At 70.5% G+C, this 21,400-nt stretch carries 21 protein-coding genes; 18 read left to right on the plus strand and 3 right to left on the minus strand.

Translation table 11 applies throughout. The features are described 5' to 3' along the window. Positions 1-17 precede the first annotated feature (17 nt). Positions 18-785: an SDR family oxidoreductase gene (locus RTA_RS08920; RefSeq protein WP_013901061.1), complete on the plus strand. Its 768-nt coding sequence runs from the start codon at positions 18-20 to the stop codon at positions 783-785. Between the two features lie 14 nt (positions 786-799). Here RTA_RS08920 and RTA_RS08925 read toward each other — a convergent pair whose 3' ends face one another. Genes RTA_RS08925 through RTA_RS08935 form a run of 3 tightly spaced genes read right to left on the minus strand, consistent with a single transcriptional unit; the run spans position 800 to position 4,911 of the window. Beyond that, on the minus strand, positions 800-2,251 hold the full coding sequence (locus RTA_RS08925) for a bifunctional ADP-dependent NAD(P)H-hydrate dehydratase/NAD(P)H-hydrate epimerase (RefSeq protein ID WP_013901062.1): 1,452 nt from the start codon (positions 2,249-2,251) through the stop codon (positions 800-802). A gap of 26 nt (positions 2,252-2,277) precedes the next feature. Further along, on the minus strand, positions 2,278-3,549 hold the full coding sequence (locus tag RTA_RS08930; protein WP_013901063.1) for a D-amino acid dehydrogenase: 1,272 nt from the start codon (positions 3,547-3,549) through the stop codon (positions 2,278-2,280). Beyond that, positions 3,550-4,911 (minus strand): amidase, encoded by a 1,362-nt coding sequence (locus tag RTA_RS08935; protein ID WP_013901064.1) that lies wholly within the window; start codon positions 4,909-4,911, stop codon positions 3,550-3,552. 153 nt (positions 4,912-5,064) lie between these two features. On the opposite strand from RTA_RS08935, the gene rpsB reads away from it, so the two are divergent. The 17 genes from rpsB (at position 5,065) to carA (ending at position 21,399) form a co-directional block, all read left to right on the plus strand. Then, the gene (gene rpsB / locus RTA_RS08940) at positions 5,065-5,817 is read left to right on the plus strand and encodes a 30S ribosomal protein S2 (RefSeq protein ID WP_013901065.1); all 753 of its coding nucleotides are present in this window, start codon (positions 5,065-5,067) and stop codon (positions 5,815-5,817) included. Between the two features lie 72 nt (positions 5,818-5,889). Then, positions 5,890-6,783 carry a translation elongation factor Ts gene (gene tsf, locus RTA_RS08945; protein ID WP_013901066.1) on the plus strand — a complete coding sequence of 298 codons (894 nt, stop codon included), beginning with the start codon at positions 5,890-5,892 and terminating at the stop codon, positions 6,781-6,783. A gap of 79 nt (positions 6,784-6,862) precedes the next feature. Next, positions 6,863-7,585: a UMP kinase gene (pyrH, locus tag RTA_RS08950; protein ID WP_013901067.1), complete on the plus strand. Its 723-nt coding sequence runs from the start codon at positions 6,863-6,865 to the stop codon at positions 7,583-7,585. Between the two features lie 16 nt (positions 7,586-7,601). Further along, positions 7,602-8,165 (plus strand): ribosome recycling factor, encoded by a 564-nt coding sequence (gene frr, locus RTA_RS08955; protein ID WP_013901068.1) that lies wholly within the window; start codon positions 7,602-7,604, stop codon positions 8,163-8,165. Positions 8,166-8,262: 97 nt separating this feature from the next. Next, positions 8,263-8,985 (plus strand): polyprenyl diphosphate synthase, encoded by a 723-nt coding sequence (uppS, locus tag RTA_RS08960; RefSeq protein WP_013901069.1) that lies wholly within the window; start codon positions 8,263-8,265, stop codon positions 8,983-8,985. Between the two features lie 7 nt (positions 8,986-8,992). Beyond that, entirely contained in the window at positions 8,993-9,838 is an 846-nt protein-coding gene (locus tag RTA_RS08965; protein ID WP_013901070.1) for a phosphatidate cytidylyltransferase, read from the plus strand. Positions 9,839-9,843: 5 nt separating this feature from the next. After that, on the plus strand, positions 9,844-11,034 hold the full coding sequence (locus RTA_RS08970; RefSeq protein WP_013901071.1) for a 1-deoxy-D-xylulose-5-phosphate reductoisomerase: 1,191 nt from the start codon (positions 9,844-9,846) through the stop codon (positions 11,032-11,034). Positions 11,035-11,055: 21 nt separating this feature from the next. Continuing rightward, the gene (rseP, locus tag RTA_RS08975) at positions 11,056-12,420 is read left to right on the plus strand and encodes an RIP metalloprotease RseP (RefSeq protein ID WP_013901072.1); all 1,365 of its coding nucleotides are present in this window, start codon (positions 11,056-11,058) and stop codon (positions 12,418-12,420) included. Positions 12,421-12,474: 54 nt separating this feature from the next. Continuing rightward, positions 12,475-14,769, plus strand: a complete 2,295-nt coding sequence (gene bamA / locus RTA_RS08980) for an outer membrane protein assembly factor BamA (protein WP_013901073.1) — start codon at positions 12,475-12,477, stop codon at positions 14,767-14,769. Then, positions 14,769-15,278, plus strand: a complete 510-nt coding sequence (locus tag RTA_RS08985) for an OmpH/Skp family outer membrane protein (RefSeq protein WP_013901074.1) — start codon at positions 14,769-14,771, stop codon at positions 15,276-15,278. Before bamA ends, RTA_RS08985 begins: the two co-directional genes overlap by 1 nt. 3 nt (positions 15,279-15,281) lie before the next feature. Beyond that, positions 15,282-16,259, plus strand: coding sequence for a UDP-3-O-(3-hydroxymyristoyl)glucosamine N-acyltransferase (gene lpxD, locus RTA_RS08990; protein ID WP_013901075.1), 978 nt, complete (start codon positions 15,282-15,284; stop codon positions 16,257-16,259). 23 nt (positions 16,260-16,282) lie between these two features. Continuing rightward, positions 16,283-16,726 (plus strand): 3-hydroxyacyl-ACP dehydratase FabZ, encoded by a 444-nt coding sequence (gene fabZ / locus RTA_RS08995; RefSeq protein ID WP_041675232.1) that lies wholly within the window; start codon positions 16,283-16,285, stop codon positions 16,724-16,726. A 7-nt stretch (positions 16,727-16,733) separates the two neighbouring features. Further along, complete coding sequence (lpxA, locus tag RTA_RS09000; RefSeq protein WP_013901077.1) at positions 16,734-17,531, plus strand: acyl-ACP--UDP-N-acetylglucosamine O-acyltransferase; 798 nt, start codon at positions 16,734-16,736, stop codon at positions 17,529-17,531. A 34-nt stretch (positions 17,532-17,565) separates the two neighbouring features. After that, entirely contained in the window at positions 17,566-18,687 is a 1,122-nt protein-coding gene (gene lpxB / locus RTA_RS09005; protein ID WP_041675234.1) for a lipid-A-disaccharide synthase, read from the plus strand. After that, on the plus strand, positions 18,656-19,312 hold the full coding sequence (gene rnhB / locus RTA_RS09010) for a ribonuclease HII (protein ID WP_049871260.1): 657 nt from the start codon (positions 18,656-18,658) through the stop codon (positions 19,310-19,312). Before lpxB ends, rnhB begins: the two co-directional genes overlap by 32 nt. Beyond that, on the plus strand, positions 19,309-20,106 hold the full coding sequence (locus tag RTA_RS09015; RefSeq protein WP_013901080.1) for a TrmH family RNA methyltransferase: 798 nt from the start codon (positions 19,309-19,311) through the stop codon (positions 20,104-20,106). The genes rnhB and RTA_RS09015 overlap by 4 nt, the downstream gene beginning before the upstream one ends. Positions 20,107-20,229: 123 nt before the next feature. After that, positions 20,230-21,399 carry a glutamine-hydrolyzing carbamoyl-phosphate synthase small subunit gene (carA, locus tag RTA_RS09020; protein WP_041675236.1) on the plus strand — a complete coding sequence of 390 codons (1,170 nt, stop codon included), beginning with the start codon at positions 20,230-20,232 and terminating at the stop codon, positions 21,397-21,399. Position 21,400 lies beyond the last annotated feature (1 nt).

Raw genomic sequence — 21,400 nt, forward strand, 5'->3', positions numbered from 1 at the left:
GACGACAAGGAGACCCCATGGCATCGAATCCCCCGTCCGCCGGCCGCGTGGCCATCGTCACCGGCGGCGGCACCGGCATCGGCAAGGCGGCGGCGCTGGCGCTGCTGGGCGGCGGCTGGCGCGTGGCCATCGCCGGCCGGCGGCGCGAGCCGCTGGAGCAGGTGGCGCAGGAGGCGCGTGCGCCGGGCCGCGCCCTCGCCGTGCCCACCGACGTCACCGACGCGGCTTCGGTCGCGGCGCTGTTCGAGGCCACGGTCAAGGCCTGGGGCCGCGTCGACCTGCTGTTCAACAACGCCGGCATGGGCCTGGGCGGCGCGGCGCTGGAGGACATCGCCATCGAGGACTGGAAGCGTGTGGTCGACACCAACCTCAGCGGCATGTTCTACGCCATCCAGCAGGCCTTCCGCGTGATGAAGGCGCAGCAGCCCCGCGGCGGCCGCATCATCAACAACGGCTCGATCTCGGCGCACGCGCCGCGTCCGGGTTCCATCGCCTACACCGCCACCAAGCACGCGGTGACGGGCCTGACCAAGGCGGCCTCGCTGGACGGGCGCAAGTGGGACATCGCGGTGGGCCAGATCGACATCGGCAACGCCGCCACCGAGCTGGCGGCGCGCATGGCGCAGGGCGTGCCGCAGGCCAACGGCGAGATCGCGGTCGAGCCGCTGATGGACGTGTCCATCGTCGGCCAGTCGGTGCTGTACATGGCCAACCTGCCGCTGGAGGCCAACGTGCTGTTCCACACCGTGATGGCCACCAAGATGCCCTTCGTCGGCCGCGGCTGAACGCCGAGCTCCGGCTAGGGGCCGCTGCGGCTCCAGAAGCCGCGGCCGGCCAAGGCGGAGGCCACCAGCGGCTCGCCCTGGGGCCAGCGGTCCGCCGCCAGCCCATGGTCGAACACCGCGCCGGCCGCCGCCTGGAACGGCGCAGCTCCGGCGGCCAGCCGCGCCGCCACCAGGCCGGCCAGCACGTCGCCCGTGCCCGCGCTGGCCAGGCGTGCGTTCCCGGTGGGATTGATCAACGGCACGCCGGCCGGCTCGGCGACCACCGTGCCCGAACCCTTGAGCACCACCACGCAGCCGTGCCGCACCGCCAGCGTGTAGGCCGCGGCCAGCCGGTCGGCCTGCACCTCGGCCACCGTGCAGCCCAGCAGCCGCGCGGCTTCCAGCGGATGCGGCGTCAGCACCGTCGCCTGCTCGCCATGGCGCGCCCGCGCCTGCAGCAGCGGACGCAGGGCGGCGACGGCCGCCAGGGCATTCAGCGCGTCGGCGTCCAGCACCAGCGAGCGCGCCTGCAGCAGCACGCGCGGCAGCACGTCGCGCACGGCCTGCCCGCCGCCGCAGCCGCAGGCCACGTGCATGCCCGCCAGGTCCAGGCTGTCCCAGGCGCGCAGCATCAGCTCGGGCTGGCTGGCTTCGTAGGCCGGCCGCGCATCGTCGAGCAGCCCGACGAACACCCGGCCCGCGCCGGCGTGCAAGGCCGCCGTGGCCGCCAGCAGCGCGGCGCCCCCCATGCCCGGCGCGCCGCCGATCACGGCCACGTCGCCCCAGCTGCCCTTGTGCGAGGCATGCGGCCGGGACGCGGGTTGTGGCGCGCCGGCCAGCCAGGCGGTGGGCGGCTGGGCATGCTCCACGCCCAGGTCGTCCAGCCACACCTGGCCGGCCGCGTCGCGCCCGCCGGCGGTGAACAGGCCCGGCTTGAGCGTCAGCAGGCTGAGCGTGTGCGTGGCGCACACGGCGTCGCCGTGGCCGGTGTCCGCGTTCAGGCCGGAGGGCAGGTCCACCGCCAGCACCGGGCAGGCGCCTGCGCTCAGGCGCTGCCGCCCGGCGGCGCCCGGGCCTTCCAGCGGGCGCCGCTGGCCGATGCCCAGCATCGCGTCGATGGCCAGGTCGCAGTCCTGCGGCGGCTGCGCAGCCAGCGGCACGCCGGCTTCGCGGGCGCGCCGCAGCGAGGCCAGCGCATCGGGCGGCGCGTCGATCTCGTTGCCCAGCCAGGTCACGACCGGCTGCTTGCCCCAGCGCCGCAGGTGCAGGGCCGCTTCCAGGCCATCACCGCCGTTGTTGCCGGGGCCGCAAGCCACCCAGACGGTGCGCGCATGGGGCGCGATGGCCAGCGCCAGCCGCGCCACCGCGAGGCCGGCACGCTGCATCAGCGTGTGCGGAGGCAGGCCGGCCGCTGCGGCAGTCTCCACCGCGCGCGTGGCGGCTGCGTCGAACAGGGGCCAGGCCGGCCCCGGGGCGATGCGTTGCATGGCGGCATTGTGAGGCCGCCCCGGGCTCAGGCGAACAGCCGCTCCACGCCCAGGCCTTCGATGTCCACGTCGGGCGGGCGCGCCCCCATCAGGTCGGCCACGGCACGCGCGCTGCCGCAGGCCAGGGCCCAGCCGCTGGAGCCGTGGCCCAGGTTGAGCCACACGCCGGGAATGCCGGTGGCGCCCAGCAGCGGCGGGCCGTCCGGCAGCATGGGCCGGGCGCCCTTCCACTCCTGCACCGCCGAACCCGTGTTGGCCAGCTGGGCCGCGCCCGGGAACCAGTCGTGCAGCACCTTGTACAAGGTCTGGATGGCCGCCGGGTTCTTGCGCTCGAGCCGGCCGCCGATCTCCGCGCTGCCGGCCACCCGCACGCGGTTGCCCAGCCGGGTGATGGCGACCTTGTAGCGCTCGTCCATCAGCGCGCTGCGGGGCGCGTTCAGCGGCTCGCGGATGGGCGCGCTCACCGAATAGCCGTACACCGGCGCCAGCGGGATGTGCAGCCCCAGCGGCCGCAGCAGGTCGGCCGAATCGGCGCCGCCGCACACCACCACCGCCTGGAACGGGCGCTCCTGCGGCGGCTGGCCGCCCGTGGACACGCGCAGCACGGCGGCGTTGGCGCGCTCCAGCGGCGCCACCGCGCTGTTGAACTCGAAGCGCACGCCCAGCGACTGGGCCTGGCCGCGCAGCAGCAGCGCGAACTGGCGGCAGTTGGCGACCCCGTCGTCGGGCAGGTGCACCGCGCCCGCGAACTCGGTGTCGGGGTTGAGCGCCGGTTCGATCGCGCGGGCCGCCTCCTGCGAGATCTCCTTGAAGCGCACCCCGGCTTCCTTGAGCACCGGCAGGCCGGCGTGCACCAGCTGGCGCTCTTTCTCCGAGCGCAGCAGCACCAGGTAGCCGGGGCTGCAGTCGTACTCCAGCTGCAGCGTCTCGGTCAGCTGGTGCATGCGGGCGCGGCTGTAGAAGGCCAGGCGCTGCAGGCGGGCCCGGTTGGCCAGGTAGGTCGCCGGGTCGCAGGCCCGCCACCAGGCCCACATCCAGCCCAGCTCGCGCGCCGACAGCGGCCAGGCCAGCTTGACGGCGCCATGGCGGCTGAACAGCGAGCGCATGGCCTTGGCCGGCATGCCCGGCGCCGCCCAGGGCGTCACATAGCCGGGCGCGACCACACCGGCATTGGCGAAGCTGGTCTCCTCGGCGGCGGCGCCGCGGCGCTCGAACACGGTGACTTCGTGCCCGTCGGCGGCGAGCTCGTAGGCCGTGGTGACGCCGATGATGCCGGCGCCCACGATGGCGATCTTCATTTAGGGCCTGGTGATGGAAGCGAGTGCCGTCTCGGCTTGCTGCGCGACGTTCAGCACGGTGTCGTCGCGCATCGCACTTTGCCAGATCATCAGCCCCACCGGGAGCTCGCCGGCGCCGTGGCAGGGGATGGAGATGGCGCAGCCGTCGAGCATGTTGACCACGCTGGGGTTGCGCAGCAGCAGGGCGTTGACGCGGAAGAAGGCCTCGTCACGCGAGGCGTCGCCGGGCGCCACCTGCGCGATGGGCGGGGCGACGATGGGCACGGTGGGCGAGAGCACGGCGTCGAAGCCCCGCAGCGAAGCCTCGACCCGGGCGATCCAGTCGCGCCGGGCGCGGATGAGTTCCAGGTACTCGTGCGCCTTCATGCCGGCGCCGCGTTCGATACGCGCCCGCACCCGCGGGTCGTAGCCGTCGCCGCGTGCCTCTAGCAGGCTGCGGTGCCAGGCGAAGCTTTCGGCCGCCGAGAAGCCACCCGTGGCCTGGATGCTGCCCAGGTCGCGGATGGCGTCCAGTTCGATCTCCTGCACCGTGGCGCCGGCGCTGCGCAGCCGGTCCAGGGCCCGTTCGAAGGCGGCGGCGACCGTGGCGTCCAGCCCGTCCAGCATCTGCGTGCACGGCACCGCCAGGCGGTACGCGCGCAGCGGCGCCGTGCTGCGCACCACCTGGCGGCCGGCCAGGATCTCGTGCGCCAGGATGGCGTCGCGCACCGAGCGCGTCATCGCGCAGACCGTGTCCAGGGTGGCCGATAGCGGCAGGGCACCTTCCAGGGGCGTGAGGCGCTGGGTGTTCTTGAAGCCGACGATGCCGCACAGCGCCGCCGGGATGCGGATCGAGCCGCCGGTGTCCGAGCCCAGGCCGATGAAGGCGGCCCCGCCCGCCACGGACACGGCCGCGCCCGAGGACGAGCCACCCGGTATGCGCGGCGTCGCCGCGTCCGCCGGATTGGCCGGCGTGCGGAAGTGCGGGTTGGTGCCCACGCCGGAAAACGCGAACTCGGTCATGTGGGTGCGGCCCAGCACCGTGGCGCCGGCCGCCTTCAGCCGGGCCACGGCGGGCGCATCGCGCTGGGCGGCAGGCGCGTCGGCCAGCACGCGCGAGCCGGCGGGCGTGGGCTGGCCGGCCAGGTCGAACAGGTCCTTGACCGAGACCGGCAGGCCGCCCAGCGGCAACGCCTGCCGGGCCGGGTCGGCTGCCTGCTGCAGGGCCTGGTCACGGAAGGTTTTCAGGAAGGCGGGGGCGCAGACCGGGGAGTCCGCAGCCTCGAGGGCGCGGTCCAGTTCGGCGGCGGTGCTGCCGCGTCCGGCGCGGATGCGCTCGAGTGTGGCGATGAGGTCGTGCGGCGGTTGGGCGTGGGGGCTCATGCTAGAATTTCACGGCTTTGCTGGGCGCTGGCACGCGCGTGCCAAGCGTCATCAGCAAAGTCAAAACTCGCGAATCCTTCCCAACAAGGTGTCGGGGCCTTTTCGAGGCGCTGATTTCGGGGCGGATTTTAGACCCAACCTTAGGAAAAACTCATGCCCGCAACCATGCGTGAAATGCTGGAAGCCGGTGTCCATTTCGGGCACCAGACGCGCTTCTGGAACCCCAAGATGGCCCCCTTCATCTTCGGCCATCGCAACAAGATCCACATCATCAACCTGGAAAAGTCGCTGCCGATGTTCCAGGACGCGATGAAGTTCGTGAAGCAGCTGTCGGCCAACCGCGGCACCATCCTGATGGTGGGCACCAAGCGCCAGGCCCGCGAGATCGTGTCGAGCGAAGCCAAGCGCGCCGGCGTGCCCTACGTCGACCAGCGCTGGCTGGGCGGCATGCTGACCAACTTCAAGACCGTCAAGACCTCGATCAAGCGCCTGAAGGACATGAAGGCCCAGCAGGAAGCCGGCCTGGAGTCCATGAGCAAGAAGGAACAGCTGATGTTCCAGCGCGAGATGGAGAAGCTCGAGAAGGACATCGGCGGTATCCAGGACATGAACAGCCTGCCGGACGCCATCTTCGTGATCGACGTGGGCTTCCACAAGATCGCCGTGTCCGAGGCCAAGAAGCTGGGCATCCCGCTGGTGGGCGTGGTCGACTCCAACCACTCGCCCGAGGGCATCGACTACGTGATCCCCGGCAATGACGACTCTTCCAAGGCCGTCACCCTGTACGCCCGCGGCATCGCCGACGCCATCCTCGAGGGCCGCTCCAGCGCCATGAACGACGTGGTCAAGGCCGTCTCCGACGGCGGCGACGAGTTCGTGGAAGTGGAAGAGGGCGCCAACGCCTGATCCCCGGGACATCTCCGAAGGAAGGGGGCTCTCGGGCCCCCTTTTTCCAATCTGTTGAAAGGTAGAGAAGAAATGGCTGCAATCACCGCAAGCATGGTCGCCGAGCTGCGCGGCAAGACCGACGCCCCGATGATGGAGTGCAAGAAGGCCCTGACCGAGGCCGGCGGCAACCTGGAGAAGGCCGAGGAGATCCTGCGCGTCAAGCTGGGCAACAAGGCCGGCAAGGCCGCCGCCCGCGTCACGGCCGAAGGCGTGGTGTCCGCCTGGATCGAGGGGACGACCGGCGCGCTGCTGGAGACCAACTGCGAAACCGACTTCGTCACCAAGAACGACAGCTTCCTGGCCCTGGCCCGCGCGGCGGCCGAGCTGGTCGCCCGGCACAATCCGTCGGACGTGGCGGCCCTGGGTGCGCTGCCCTACAGCCAGGACGGCTTCGGCCCCACGCTGGAAGACGTGCGCAAGGGCCTGATCGGCAAGATCGGCGAGAACATGAGCTTCCGGCGCTTCAAGCGCTTTTCGGGCGGCAACAAGCTGGCTTCCTACCTGCACGGCACGCGCATCGGCGTGGTGGTGGAGTACCAGGGCGACGACACCGCCGCCAAGGACGTGGCCATGCACGTGGCCGCGATGAAGCCGGTGGCGCTGGCCAGCAGCGACGTGCCGGCCGAGCTGATCGAGAAGGAGCGTTCGGTGGCCACGGCCAAGGCCCAGGAATCCGGCAAGCCGGCCGACATCGCCGCCAAGATGATCGAAGGCTCGGTGCAGAAGTACCTCAAGGAGGTGTCGCTGTTCAACCAGCCCTTCGTGAAGAACGACAAACAGACCGTCGAGCAGATGCTCAAGGCCGCCGGCACCACCGTCAAGGGCTTCACCCTGTACGTGGTGGGCGAGGGCATCGAGAAGAAGGTCGACGACTTCGCGGCCGAAGTGGCCGCGCAGGTGGCCGCCGCCAAGAGCACGGCCTGAGGTAAAAGGCGGCCGCGCGGCCGCCACCGTCCACGGCAACGCCGCTACACTCCACCCGTTCATTCCAGGAGCCCCTCCCATGCCCGACGCCCAGCCGGCCCACAAGCGCATCTTGCTGAAGCTGTCGGGAGAGGCGCTGATGGGCGACGACGCCTTCGGCATCAACCGCTCCACCATCGTTCGCATGGTGCAGGAGGTGGCCGAGGTGGTGCACATGGGCGTGCAGGTGGCGGTGGTCATCGGCGGCGGCAACATCTTCCGCGGCGTGGCCGGCGGTGCGGTGGGCATGGACCGGGCCACGGCCGACTACATGGGCATGCTGGCCACGGTGATGAACGCGCTGGCCCTGGCCGACGCCATGAACAAGCAGGGGCTGATCGCCCGGGTGATGTCGGCCATTGCCATCGAGCAGGTGGTCGAGCCCTACGTGCGGCCCAAGGCGCTGCAGTACCTGGAAGAGGGCAAGGTCGTGATCTTCGCCGCCGGCACCGGCAACCCGTTCTTCACCACCGACACGGCGGCGGCGCTGCGCGGCGCGGAGATCGGCGCCGAGCTGGTGCTCAAGGCGACCAAGGTCGACGGCGTGTACTCCGCCGATCCCAAGAAAGACCCGTCGGCCACGCGCTACAACCAGCTGTCGTTCGACCAGGCCATGAACCAGAACCTGGGCATCATGGACGCCACCGCGTTCGCGCTGTGCCGCGACCAGAAGCTGCCGATCAAGGTGTTTTCCATCTTCAAGAACGGCGCGCTCAAGCGCGTGGTGATGGGCGAGGACGAGGGCACCCTGGTCTACGCCTGACAGGAGAGACGCAACCATGAGCACGATTGCCGAGATCAAGAAGACGACGCAGGCCAAGATGGACCAGTCCATCGCCGCCTTCAAGAACAACCTGACCAAGATCCGCACCGGCCGGGCCAATCCGGCGCTGCTGGACACGGTGCAGGTGGACTACTACGGCTCCATGATGCCGATCAGCCAGGTGGCCAACGTCTCGCTGCTGGACGCGCGCACCATCAGCGTCCAGCCCTGGGAGAAGGGCATGGGCGCCAAGATCGAGAAGGCCATCCGCGAGAGCGACCTGGGCCTGAACCCGGCCTCCATGGGCGACCTGATCCGCGTGCCCATGCCGCCCATGAGCGAGGAGCGCCGCAAGGAGATGACCAAGCTGGTGCGCCACGAGGGCGAGAACGCCAAGATCGCGATCCGCAACCTGCGCCGCGACGCCAACGAGCACGTCAAGAAGCTGGTCAAGGACAAGCAGGCGTCGGAGGACGACCAGAAGCGCTCCGAGGCCGACATCCAGAAGGTCACCGACAGGCACATCGCCGAGATCGACAGCATGGTGGCCGCGAAGGAACAAGAGATCATGGCGGTATGAAACCGGCCCCCACGCTCCCCCACTGCGTGTGGCTCGCTGCCTCCCGAGGGGGCCTTCGCGGCTTGGGACGGCCCAGCGCCGCTCAAGGTCGCCGCCGATGAGCGCGGTGCCGCACCACATTGCCATCGTCATGGATGGCAACGGCCGGTGGGCCACCCGGCGCTACCTGCCGCGCGTGGCTGGCCACAAGATGGGGGTCGATGCGCTGCGCGCCTGCGTGCGGCACTGCGGCGACCGCGGCGTCAAGGTGCTCACCGTGTTCGCCTTCTCCTCGGAGAACTGGAACCGGCCGGCCGACGAGGTCTCGGGCCTGATGGAACTGCTGGCGATCGCGCTGTCGCGCGAGGTGCCGCAGCTCAAGGCCGAGGGCGTGCGCATCCATTTCGTGGGCGACCGCTCCAAGCTGCCGGCCAAGGTCAAGACCGGGCTGAGCCAGGCCGAGGCCGCCACCGCCGCCAACACGCGCCTGGTGCTCAACGTCTGCTTCAATTACGGCGGCCGCTGGGACATGGCGCAGGCCGCCGCGCGCCTGGCGGACGAGGGCAAGCCCATCAACGAGGCCACGCTGTCGGCCGCCATGGCGCTGGCCCATGTGCCCGACCCCGACCTGGTGATCCGCACCGGCGGCGAGCAGCGCATCAGCAACTTCCTGCTGTGGCAGGCCGCCTATTCCGAGCTGTACTTCAGCGACAAGCTCTGGCCCGAGTTCAACACCGCGGCGCTGGACGCCGCGATCGCCGACTTCGCCCGCCGGGAGCGCCGCTTCGGCAAGACGTCCGAGCAGCTCACGCCTGCCGCGGTGAGCAAGAAGGCTGCTTGACGCATCCATGCTGAAGCAGCGGGTGATCACGGCCGTCGTCCTGCTGGCCATCCTCCTGCCCGCGCTGTTCTGGCCCGACCCGGCGCCCTTTGCCCTGGTGACGCTGCTGCTGCTGGGCGCGGGCGCCTGGGAATGGGGACGCCTCAACGGGCTGGCCAAGGATGCCTCGGTGGCCGCCGCCGTGATCTGCGTCGGGCTGTGCGTGGCGGCCTGGGGCGCCGGCTGGCTGTCGCGGCCGCTGCCGCTGCTGTGGGTGGGCGCCGGCGCGGCCTGGGTGCTGGCTGGCGGGTTCATGCTGCGCGCCGGGGTGGCGGGCTGGCCGCGGGTGCCGGCCTGGCTGCGCCTGGCCGGCGGCGTGCTGGCGCTGTGGGTGGCTTGGCTGGCCATCGCGCAGGCCCGCGTGGTCGGCATCAACTTCCTGCTGTCGGTGCTGGTGCTGGTCTGGGTGGCGGACGTGTTCGCCTATTTCGCCGGGAAGCGCTTCGGCCTGAAGTTCACCCGCGCCAAGCTGGCACCGGCGATCAGCCCCGGCAAGAGCTGGGAGGGCGTGTGGGGCGGCATGGCCGGCGTGGTGCTGCTGGGCCTGGCCTGGGCCGCGGCGGACGGCCGCCTGGGTGCCGCCGTCCCCAGCCTGTTCAGCCGGCTGGCCGAGCGCGGCTGGTGGCTGCTGGTGCTGGCCGTGCTGTTCCTGGCGGCCATGAGCGTGGTGGGCGACCTGGTGGAGTCGCTGATCAAGCGCAGCGCCGGCGCCAAGGACTCCGGCGGCCTGCTGCCCGGCCATGGCGGCGTGCTCGACCGCGTGGATGCGTTGCTGCCGACGCTGCCGCTGGCGATGATGCTGGCTTCCTTCTGATCCGCATGGACAAGCAACGCATCGCCGTCCTGGGCTCGACCGGCTCGGTCGGCGCCAGCACGCTGGACGTGGTGGCGCGCCACCCGGACCGCTTCGAGGTGTTCGCCCTGTGCGCCGCCACCCGGGTGGACGAGATGCTGGCGCAGTGCCGGCGCTTCCGGCCGCAGGTCGCGGTGATGGCCGACGAGGCTGCGGGCCGCGAGCTGGCGCGCCAGCTGGAGGCCCATGGCCTTCCCACCCGCGTCGAGGTGGGGCCGTCGGCGGTCGACGCTGTCGCCTCGCACGAGGCGGTCCACATCGTGATGGCCGCCATCGTCGGTGCCGCCGGGCTGTCGTCCTGCCTGGCCGCCGCCCGCGCCGGCAAGCGCCTGCTGCTGGCCAACAAGGAGGCGCTGGTGGTAGGCGGCGAGGTCTTCCTGGCGGCCGTGCGCGAGGGCGGCGCCACGCTGCTGCCGATCGACAGCGAGCATTCGGCGATCTTCCAGTCGCTGCCCGAGGACCCGGCGAGCTGGGACGAACGCGTCGAGAAGATCATCCTCACCGCCTCGGGCGGCCCGTTCCGCACGCGCGACCCCGCCAGCCTGCGGCAGGTCACGCCCGAGGAGGCCTGCGCCCACCCGAACTGGGTGATGGGCCGCAAGATCTCGGTGGACTCCGCCACCATGATGAACAAGGCGCTGGAGGTGATCGAGGCGCGCTACCTGTTCGGGCTGCCGCCCGAGCGGCTGGAGGTGGTGATCCATCCGCAAAGCGTGATCCACTCCATGGTGCAGTACCGGGACAGCTCGGTGGTGGCCCAGCTTGGGACGCCGGACATGCGGGTGCCCATCGCCTACGGCCTGGCTTGGCCGGGACGGGTGGCCTCGGGCGCCCAGGCGCTGGATTTCTCGCGCCTGGCGGACATGAGCTTCGAAGCGGTCGACAGCCGCGGCCACCGCGACCGCTTCCCGGGACTGCAGCTGGCCTGGGACTGCCTGCGGGCGCCGGCCGGCACCACGGCGGTGCTCAATGCCGCCAACGAGGTGGCGGTGGCGGCCTTTCTGGACCGGCGTATCCGTTTCGACCAGATCCATGCGCTCAACCTTGCAACTTTGGAGGCCGTGCCGGTCTCCAAGCCGCGGGCGCTGGGCGACTTGCTGGAGCTGGACGGCCGTGCCCGCCGCTCCGCCGAAGCCGGGATCGCGCGGCTGCCCTGACACCTTCACGAGGATTCGCCCATGCTCACCGTCGTTGCCTTCATCGTCGCCCTGGGCCTGCTGATCGCCGTGCACGAATACGGCCACTACCGGGTGGCGGTGGCCTGCGGCGTCAAGGTGCTGCGCTTTTCCGTGGGCTTCGGCAAGACGCTGTACCGCTGGAAGCCGCGCAAGCAGCGGCCCGGCCAGGACACGGAGTTCGTGATCGGCGCCTTCCCGCTGGGCGGCTACGTGCGCATGCTGGACGAGCGCGAAGCGCCGGTGGCGCCCGAAGAGCGGCACCTGGCCTTCAACACGCAGCCGCTCAAGTCGCGCGCCGCCATCGTGGCGGCCGGGCCGGCGGCCAACCTGCTGCTGGCGGTGCTGCTGTACGCGGTGGTCAGCTGGTGGGGCGTGCAGGAGCCGCGCGCCATCCTGGCCAGCCCGGTGGCCGGCTCGGTGGCCGCGCAGGCCGGCCTGCGGGGCAGCGAGCAGGTGGAGGCGGCCGCCTTCGAAGGCGAGCCGCTGCGGCCGGTCGAATCCTTCGAGGACCTGCGCTGGCTGCTGACCCGCGGCGCGCTCGATGGCCGCGATGTGCGGCTGCAGCTGGGCGGCCAGGGCCAGGCCGGCGTGCTGCTGCCGCTCAGCGGCGTGGATGCCAAGGAGGCGGACGCGCAGCTGTTCCGCCGCATCGGGATCCTGGGCCCGTGGACCCGGCCCGTGATCGGCGAGGTGGTGCCGGGCGGCGCGGCCGACCGCGCGGGTCTGCGCCAGGGCGACGCGGTGCGGGCCGTCGGTGGCCAGGCCGTGGTGGACGGGCAGCAGCTGCGCGAGCTGATCCGTGCCCAGGTGCAGGGTGGCCGGCCCATGGAGAACGTCTGGCGGGTGGAGCGCGACGGCCGCGAGATCGAGCTGCGGGTGGCGCCGGACGCGGTCGACGACGACGGGGCCACCATCGGGCGCATCGGCGCCTACGTCGGCGCGCCGCCGGCCATGGTGGAAGTGCGCCGCGGGCCGCTGGACGGCCTGTGGGCGGGCGCGGTGCGCACCTGGGAGGTGTCGCTGCTGACGCTGCGCATGATGGGCCGCATGGTGATCGGCGAGGCCTCGCTGAAGAACCTCAGCGGACCGCTGACGATCGCGGACTACGCGGGCAAGTCCGCCAGCCTGGGCCTCACGCAGTACCTGGTGTTCCTGGCCCTGATCAGCGTGAGCCTGGGGGTGCTGAACCTGCTGCCGCTGCCGGTCTTGGACGGCGGGCACCTGATGTATTATCTTTGGGAGGCGGTGACGGGCAGGGGCGTCTCGCAGGCATGGATGGAACGGCTGCAGCGGGGCGGCGTCGCGGTCCTGCTGGTCATGATGTCCATCGCCCTCTTCAACGACGTCACGCGCCTTTTCGGATAGCAGACATTCGCGGCGGACCTGTCGCCGCATGCGTGCGGCGGCCCACCTGAATCCATGAAAAAACACTTCAAGCGCTTTCGCGCACGTGGCGTCGCGGGCGTGATCGCGATGGCTTTCGCCGCCCACGCCTGGGCCGTCGATCCGTTCACGGTGCGCGACATCCGCGTCGAAGGCCTGCAGCGGGTGGAGCCGGGCACCGTGTTCGCATCGCTGCCGTTCCGCGTGGGCGACGAGTACAACGACGAGAAGGGCGCGGCCGCCATCCGCTCGCTGTTCGGCCTGGGCCTGTTCAAGGACGTGCGGCTGGAGGTTTCGGGCAACGTGCTGGTGGTCATCGTCGAGGAGCGCCCCACCGTCGCCGACGTGGACTTCGTGGGCACGCGCGAATTCGACAAGGACACGCTGCGCAAGGCCCTGCGCGAGATCGGCCTGACCGAGGGCCGGCCCTACGACCAGGCGCTGGCCGACCGCGCGGAGCAGGAGCTCAAGCGGCAGTACATCAACCGCAGCCTGTACGGCGCCGAGGTGGTGACCACGGTGACGCCGATCGAGCGCAACCGCGTCAACCTGACCTTCACCGTCACCGAGGGCGAGCCGGCGCGCATCGGCGACATCCGCATCGTGGGCAACAAGTCGTTCAGCGAGGGCACGCTCAAGGGCCTGTTCGACCTGGACACCGGCGGCTTCCTGAGCTGGTACACCAAGTCCGACCGCTACTCGCGCGTCAAGCTCAACGCCGACCTGGAGGCGCTACGCTCGTACTACCTGCAGCGCGGTTTCCTGGAGTTCCGCATCGACAGCACCCAGGTCGCGATCTCGCCCGACAAGCAGGACATCACCATCACGGTGAACGTCACCGAGGGCGAGCGCTACGTGGTCACGGGCGTCAAGCTCGAGGGCAACTACCTGGGCCGCGATGACGAGTTCAAGTCGCTGGTGACCATCAGGCCCGGCGAGCCGTACAACGCCGACCAGGTGGCCGAGACCACCAAGGCCTTCACCGACTACTTCGGCAATTTCGGCTACGCCTTCGCCAACGTCGAGGCGCGCCCGGAGGTGGACCGCGTCAGCAACCGCGTGGCCTTCGTCATCGTGGCGGACCCGGCGCGCCGCGCCTACGTGCGCCGCGTCAACATCTCGGGCAACAACCGCACGCGCGACGAGGTGATCCGGCGCGAGTTCCGCCAGTTCGAGTCCAGCTGGTACGACGCCGACCGCATCCGCATGTCGCGCGACCGCGTGGACCGCCTGGGCTTCTTCCGCGAGGTCACGGTCGAGACCGCCGAGGTGCCGGGTTCGCCCGACCAGGTGGACATCAACCTCAACGTGGTGGAGAAACCCACCGGCAGCCTGCAGCTGTCGGCCGGCTTCTCCAGCGCCGACCGGCTGGGCCTGGGCTTTGCCGTCAAGCAGGAGAACGCCTTCGGCTCGGGCAACTACCTGGGCATCGAGGTCAACACCAGCAAGTACAACCAGACCATCGTGTTCAACACCGTGGATCCGTACTTCACCACCGACGGCATCTCGCGCACCATCGACCTGTACCACCGCCGCTCCAAGCCCTACGAGGACCAGGGCGGCAACTACGAGCTCATCACCTCGGGCGGCGGCCTGCGTTTCGGCGTGCCTTTCAGCGAGGTCGACACGGTGTTCTTCGGCGGCAGCCTGGAGCGCACCGAGATCCGGCCCGGCACCAACATCCCGGCGGCCTACCTGGCCTACGGCAGCCGCTTCGGCTACACCAGCACCAACCTGCCGCTGACGGTGGGCTGGTCGCGCGACGACCGCGACAGTGCCATTGCGCCCAACGCCGGCCGCCTGCAGCGTTTCGGCGGCGAGCTGGGCCTGATCGGGGACGCGCGCTACGTCCGCTCCAACTACCAGTACCAGCAGTACATCCCGCTGAACAAGCAGTACACCCTCGCCTTCAACGGCGAACTGGGCTGGGGCAAGGGCCTGCAGGACCAGCCTTTCCCGGTGTTCAAGAACTTCTATTCCGGCGGCCTGGGTTCGGTGCGCGGCTTCGAGCAGGGCACCTTGGGTCCGCGCGACGTGACCGGCGCCTCCATCGGCGGGGCGCGCAAGATCACGCTCAACGCCGAGCTCATCACGCCCTTCCCGGGCGCCGGCAACGACCGCACGCTGCGGCTGTTCGGCTTCTTCGACGTGGGCAATGCCTTCGGCGAGAGCGAGAAGGTCCGCGCTGCCGACCTGCGCACCTCCGCCGGCATCGGCCTGTCCTGGATCTCGCCGATCGGGCCGCTGCGCATCGCCGTCGCCAACCCGGTGCGCAAATTCCCTGGGGATAGAATCCAGAGATTCCAATTCCAGATCGGAACATCGTTCTAATGAAGTACCTGAGCCGCCAAGCCTGCGTCATGCTCCTGGGCCTTGCCGCCATGTCGGCGCCCGCTCTGGCGCAGGAGTTCCGTGTCGGCTTCGTCAACACCGACCGCATCTTCCGGGAGGCCAGCACCGCCAAGGCGGCGCAGAGCAAGCTGGAGCAGGAATTCTCCCGGCGCGAGAAGGAACTGGCGGAATTGGGCAGCTCCCTGAAGGCCGGGTCGGAGCGCTTCGAGCGCGAGGCGCCCACCCTGTCTGAAAGCCAGCGCGGCCAGCGCCAGCGGCAGCTGATCGAGCAGGACCGCGACTTCCAGCGCAAGCGACGCGAGTTCCAGGAAGACCTGAACGCCCGCAAGAACGAGGAACTGCAGCAGGTGCTCGAGCGCGCCAACCGCGTGGTGCGCCAGGTGGCCGAACAGGAAAGATACGACCTGATCCTGCAGGAAGCGGTGTACATCAACCCCAAGCACGACATCACCGACAAGGTGATCAAGGCGCTCAACGCGAGCCGGTGAGGCGTGCAGCAGTCCGAGCGGTTGCGCCTGGGCGAGATCGTTGACGCGCTGGGCGGCGAGCTCCACGGCGACGCCGGGCAGGCCGTGGAGGGACTGGCCCCGCTGGAAACGGCCACCTCGCGGCAGCTGAGCTTCCTCAGCAATCCCCGTTACCGTGCGCAGCTGTCCGTCTCCAGGGCCGGATGCGTGATCGTCGCGCCCGGCGTGCGGGACGAGGCGCTGGCGCGCGGGGCCGCCATCGTCACCGACGACCCGTATCTGTACTTCGCCCGCGTCACCCGGCTGTGGAAGGAGCGCACGGCGCCGCCCCCCGGGCCGCGCATCCACCCCAGCGCCGTGGTCCATGACGAGGCCTGGGTCGATCCCACGGCCCGCATCGGCGCACTGTGCGTGGTCGAGCGCGGCGCGCGCATCGGCGCCGGGACCGAGCTCAAGGCGCGCGTCTTCATCGGCGAGAACTGCGTCGTCGGCGAGCGCTGCGTGTTCCATCCGGGGGCGGTGATCGGTGCCGACGGCTTCGGCTTCGCCCCGCGCCAGGGGGAGTGGGAGAAGATCGAGCAGCTGGGCGCGGTGCGCATCGGCAACGACGTCGAGGTCGGGGCCAACACCTGCATCGACCGCGGTGCGCTGGCCGACACCCTCATCGAGGACGGCGTCAAGCTCGACAACCTGATCCAGATCGGCCACAACGTGCGCATCGGCCGGCACACCGCCATGGCCGGCTGCGCCGCGGTGGCGGGCAGCGCCAACATCGGTGCCTACTGCACCATCGGCGGCCGCGCCGGCATCCTGGGGCACCTGACCGTGGCCGACCGCGTGCACATCTCGGCCGGCTCCTATGTCACCCGTTCCATCCACAAGCCGGGGCAGTACACCGGCTTCTTCCCCATCGATGACAATGCCGCCTGGGAAAAGAACGCAGCCACGCTCAAGCAGCTGTACGCCCTGCGCGAGCGCGTGAAGGCACTCGAAAAGAAATGACAGCCACCGGCGACCACCCAGCCATGATGGACATCCACCAGATCCTGAAGAACCTGCCGCATCGCTACCCGTTCCTGCTGGTGGACCGGGTCACGGCCATGGAGAAGGGCAAGAGCATCCAGGCGATCAAGAACGTCACGATCAACGAGCCGTTCTTCATCGGCCACTTCCCGCACCGCCCGGTGATGCCCGGCGTGCTGATCCTGGAGGCGATGGCGCAGGCCGCCGCGCTGCTGTCGTTCGCGACGCAGGGCACCACGCCGGACGACAAGACGGTGTACTACTTCGCCGGCATCGACGCGGCGCGCTTCAAGCGGCCGGTGGAGCCGGGCGACCAGATGCTGATGGACGTGACGCTGGAGCGGCAGAAGGCCGGCATCTTCCGGTTCAAGGGCTGCACCCGCGTGGGCGAGGAGCTGGCCTGCGAGGCCGAGCTCATGTGCACCATGCGCCGCATCGACGAGTGACGCCCCGATGGCCGACCTGATCCATCCCACGGCCCTCGTCGATCCGGCCGCAAGGATCGACCCTTCCGTCGCCATCGGTCCCTACACGGTGGTGGGGCCGAACGTGACCATAGGCGCCGGCACCACCGTGGGGCCGCACTGCGTGATCGAGGGCCACACCACCATCGGACGCGACAACCGCATCTTCCAGTTCGCCTCGCTGGGCGCGATCCCGCAGGACAAGAAGTACGCGGGCGAGCCCTGCGAGCTGGTGATCGGCGACCGCAACACCATCCGCGAGTTCTGCACCTTCAACATCGGCTCGCCCGGCGGCGGCGGCGTCACCCGCGTGGGCAACGACAACTGGTTGATGGCCTATGTGCACCTGGCGCACGACTGCATCGTCGGCGACCACACCATCTTCGCCAACAATTCCCAGCTGGCCGGCCACGTGGAGGTGGGCGACTGGGTGATCCTGGGCGGCTTCACGGTAGCGCACCAGTTCGTGCGCATCGGGGCGCACGGCATGACGGCCATGTGCTCGCTGCTGTTCGCCGACCAGCCGCCCTTCGTCATGAGCCAGGGCCAGCCGGCCCAGGCGCGCTCCATGAACTTCGAGGGCCTGCGCCGGCGCGGCTTCTCGCCGGCGCGCGTCTCTGCGGTCAAGGCCATGCACAAGGCGCTGTACCGCGACGGCCTAACGCTGGAGCAGGCGCAGGCGCGCATCGCCGCGCTGGCTGCCGCCACGCCGGAGGCGCAGCCCGACGTGCAGCTCATGCTGGAGTTCCTGGGGCGGGTCTCGCCCCAGCGCGGCATCGTGCGCTGACAAAGGTGAGGGCGTGGGAGCTCTGCGTGTGGCCATGGTCGCCGGCGAGGTGTCTGGCGACCTGCTTGCCGGGCGGCTGCTGGACGGGCTGACCGCGCGCTGGCCCGACCTGCAGGCCTACGGGATCGGCGGGCCGCAGATGGCCGGCCATGGTTTCCGGGCGCTGTGGCCCTACGAGAAGCTGGCCGTGCGCGGCTATGTCGAGGTGCTGCGCCACTACCGCGAGATCGTGGGCATCCGCCGGCAGCTGCGGGACCGGCTGCTGGCCGACCGGCCGCCGCTGTTCATCGGCGTGGACGCGCCCGACTTCAACCTGGACCTGGAGGCCGCGCTGCGGCCGGCGGGCGTGCGCACGGTGCAGTTCGTCTGCCCCTCGATCTGGGCCTGGCGCGCCGGCCGCGTGGAGAAGATCCACCACAGCTGCGACCACGTGCTGTGCATCTTCCCGTTCGAGCCCGAACTGCTGGCGCGGCACGGCATCGCCGCCACCTACGTCGGCCATCCGCTGGCCGACGTCATCCCCCGGCAGCCCGACCGTGCGGCGGCCCGGCGAGCTTTGGGTTTGCCGCAGGAGGGCGAGGTGCTGGCCATCCTGCCGGGCAGCCGTGCCTCCGAGGTGAGGTACCTGGCCCCGGCGTTCTTCCAGGCGGCGGCCCGCGTCCAGGCCGAGCGGCGCGGGATCCGGCTGGTGGTGCCCACGGTGCCTTCGCAGACCGCGGCCGTGAGGGCCGCCGCCGCAGCGGCCGGCCTTGGGGCGGGCCTGCAGATCGTCGAAGGCCGGTCGCACGAGGCGCTGGAGGCCTGCGACCTGACCCTGATCGCCAGCGGCACCGCCACGCTGGAGGCGGCGCTGTTCAAGCGGCCCATGGTGATCGCCTACCGCATGAACCGCCTGAGCTTCGAGATCATGAAGCGGCAGGCGCTGCAGCCCTGGGTGGGGCTGCCCAACATCCTGCTGCGTGAATCCGCCGTGCCCGAGTTGCTGCAGCACGACGCGACACCCGAGCGGCTGGCAGGGGCGGTCTTGGAATGGCTAGCGCGTCCTGACAGAATGGCGGCCGTCCACGAGAAATTCAGCGCGCTGCACGACCGGCTGCAGCGCGATACCGCCCAACTCGCCACCGATGCGATCGAGAAAGTCCTGCAAACCGCCTGAGCAAGCGCCGCTGGCCTGGGATCCGATAGGCCTGATGGCCGGCGTGGACGAGGCGGGGCGCGGCCCGCTGGCCGGGCCGGTGGTGGCGGCGGCCGTCATCCTCGACGATGCCAGGCGAATCCGCGGCCTGGCCGACTCCAAGGTGCTGACGCCGCTGCAGCGCGAACGCCTGTACGACCAGATCCGCGAGAAGGCCCTGTGCTGCTCGGTGGCCGAGGCCAGCGTGCAGGAGATCGACACGCTCAACATCTTCCATGCCACCATGCTGGCGATGCGGCGCGCGGTGGAGGGCCTGCGCCTGCGGCCCGCCAAGGTGCTGGTCGACGGCAACCGGCTGCCCCGGCTGGACGTGCTGGCCGAAGCGGTGGTGGGCGGCGACGCCAAGGTCAAGGCGATCTCGGCCGCGTCCATCCTGGCCAAGGTGCACCGGGACCGCCTGTGCGAGACGCTGCACCAGGAATTCCCGCAGTACAACTTCGCCGCGCACAAGGGCTACGGCACGCCGGAGCACCTGCAGGCCCTCAAGGCCCATGGTGCCTGCCGGCACCACCGCCGCTTCTTCAGCCCGGTGGCTGCCACGCTGACGGTGGAAGGCGGCGCGGCCGCCGGCATCACCGTCCCGTGAACGAACCCGGCGGCGCGCCCGTCCTCATCCGCTCGCGCGACAACGCGCTGCTCAAGGAACTGCGCCGCCTGGCGCAGGACAGCACGGCCTACCGCAAGCAGGGCCGCATCTGGCTGGAGGGCGACCACCTGGCACGGGCCCTGCTGGCCCGGGGCGGCCGCGCGGAGCTGGCCGTTTTCCCGGAATCGGAATGGCCGCAGGCCCAGGCGGAGTGGGGGCGGGCGGCGCCGAAGTCGGTGGTGGTCGCCGACGCCCTGTTCGACGGCTTGAGCACGCTGGAATCGCCGGCACGCATGGGCCTGGTGCTGACGCTGCCGCCGGTTCCGGATTTGGAGCCGCAGGCGCCCACCCTGGTCCTGGATCGGTTGCAGGATGCCGGCAACGTGGGCTCGGTCCTGCGCAGCGCCGCGGCCTTCGGTTTTCGCCAGGTGCTGGCGCTCAAGGGCACGGCCGCCCTGTGGTCGCCCAAGGTGTTGCGCGCCGGCATGGGCGCGCATTTCGGGCTGCGGCTGATGGAGTCGCTGGAGGCTGCGGCCCTGGATGCCCTGGCCGTGCCCCTGCTGACCACCAGCTCGCACCAAGGGGAACTGCTGGGGTCGCAGCCGCTGCCCTGGCCCTGTGCCTGGGCCTTCGGGCACGAAGGGCAGGGCGTGAGTGCCGAGCTGGCACGGCGGGCGGCCCGGGCCGTGCGCATAGGCCAGCCGGGCGGCGAGGAGTCGCTCAACGTGGCGGCGGCTGCGGCCATCTGCCTGCACCTCAGCGCCATGCGACGCGAGGCAGGCCCCAAGCTATAATCGGGGGCTTTCCCGCAATCCGTACGCCCTAGCGCAGCCAAGCCCCTCCCCTGAACAAAAGCAACACCGGAAGCGACCGCTTTCGGCCGCGTTTGGGCGTACCCGCATCTCACGGAGAACCCAGTGCTTTTGTCCCAGCAGCGAGCCCTTCCCCCCGCCATCCTGGCGCTCGCCGACGGCACGGTCTTTCTTGGCACCTCGATCGGAGCCGCCGGCTCCACCAGCGGCGAGGTCGTGTTCAACACGGCCATCACCGGCTACCAGGAAATCCTCACCGACCCCAGCTACTGCCGGCAGATCGTCACGCTGACGTATCCGCACATCGGCAACTACGGGGTCAACGAGGAGGACGTCGAAGCCAGCAAGGTCCACGCCGCCGGCCTCATCATCCGCGACCTGCCGCTGGTCGCGTCCAACTTCCGCACCAGCCTCACGCTCTCGCAGTACCTGCAGCGCGAGAACACGGTGGGCATCGCCGACATCGACACGCGCAAGCTCACGCGCCTGCTGCGCACCCAGGGCGCGCAGAACGGCTGCATCCTGGCGCTGCAGCCGGGCCAGGAGGTGACGCCGGCCCTGGTCGACCAGGCCGTGGCGCAGGCGCGCAAGGCGCCCGCCATGACCGGCCAGGACCTGGCCAAGGACGTGTCCGTCGGCCAGCCCTACGACTGGACGCAGACCGAGTGGGAGCTGGGCAGCGGCTACGGCAAGCTGGAGACGCCGCGCTACCACGTGGTCGCCTTCGACTACGGCGTCAAAAAGAACATCCTGCGCATGCTGGCCGAGCGCGGCTGCAAGGTCACGGTGGTGCCGGCCAGGACGCCCGCCGCCGAGGTGAGGAAGCTCAAGCCCGACGGCGTGTTCCTGTCCAACGGCCCCGGCGACCCGCAGCCCTGCGAGTACGCGATCGAGGCCACGCGCGAGCTGGTGGAGGAGGGCTACCCCACCTTCGGCATCTGCCTGGGCCACCAGATCCTGGCGCTGGCTTCGGGTGCCAGCACCTACAAGATGAAGTTCGGCCACCACGGCGCGAACCACCCGGTCAAGGACCTGGAGAACGGCCGGGTCTCGATCACCAGCCAGAACCACGGCTTCGCGGTGGACGAGAAGACGCTGCCGGCCAACCTGCGGCCCACCCACGTGTCGCTGTTCGACGGAACGCTGCAGGGCCTGGCCCGCACCGACAAGCCCGCGTTCTGCTTCCAGGGCCACCCGGAGGCCTCGCCGGGCCCGCACGACATCGGCTACCTGTTCGACAAGTTCACCGGCCTGATGGACGAGAAGAAGAAGTAAA

Source organism: Ramlibacter tataouinensis TTB310, assembly GCF_000215705.1.
Taxonomy (GTDB): Bacteria; Pseudomonadota; Gammaproteobacteria; order Burkholderiales; family Burkholderiaceae_C; genus Ramlibacter; species Ramlibacter tataouinensis.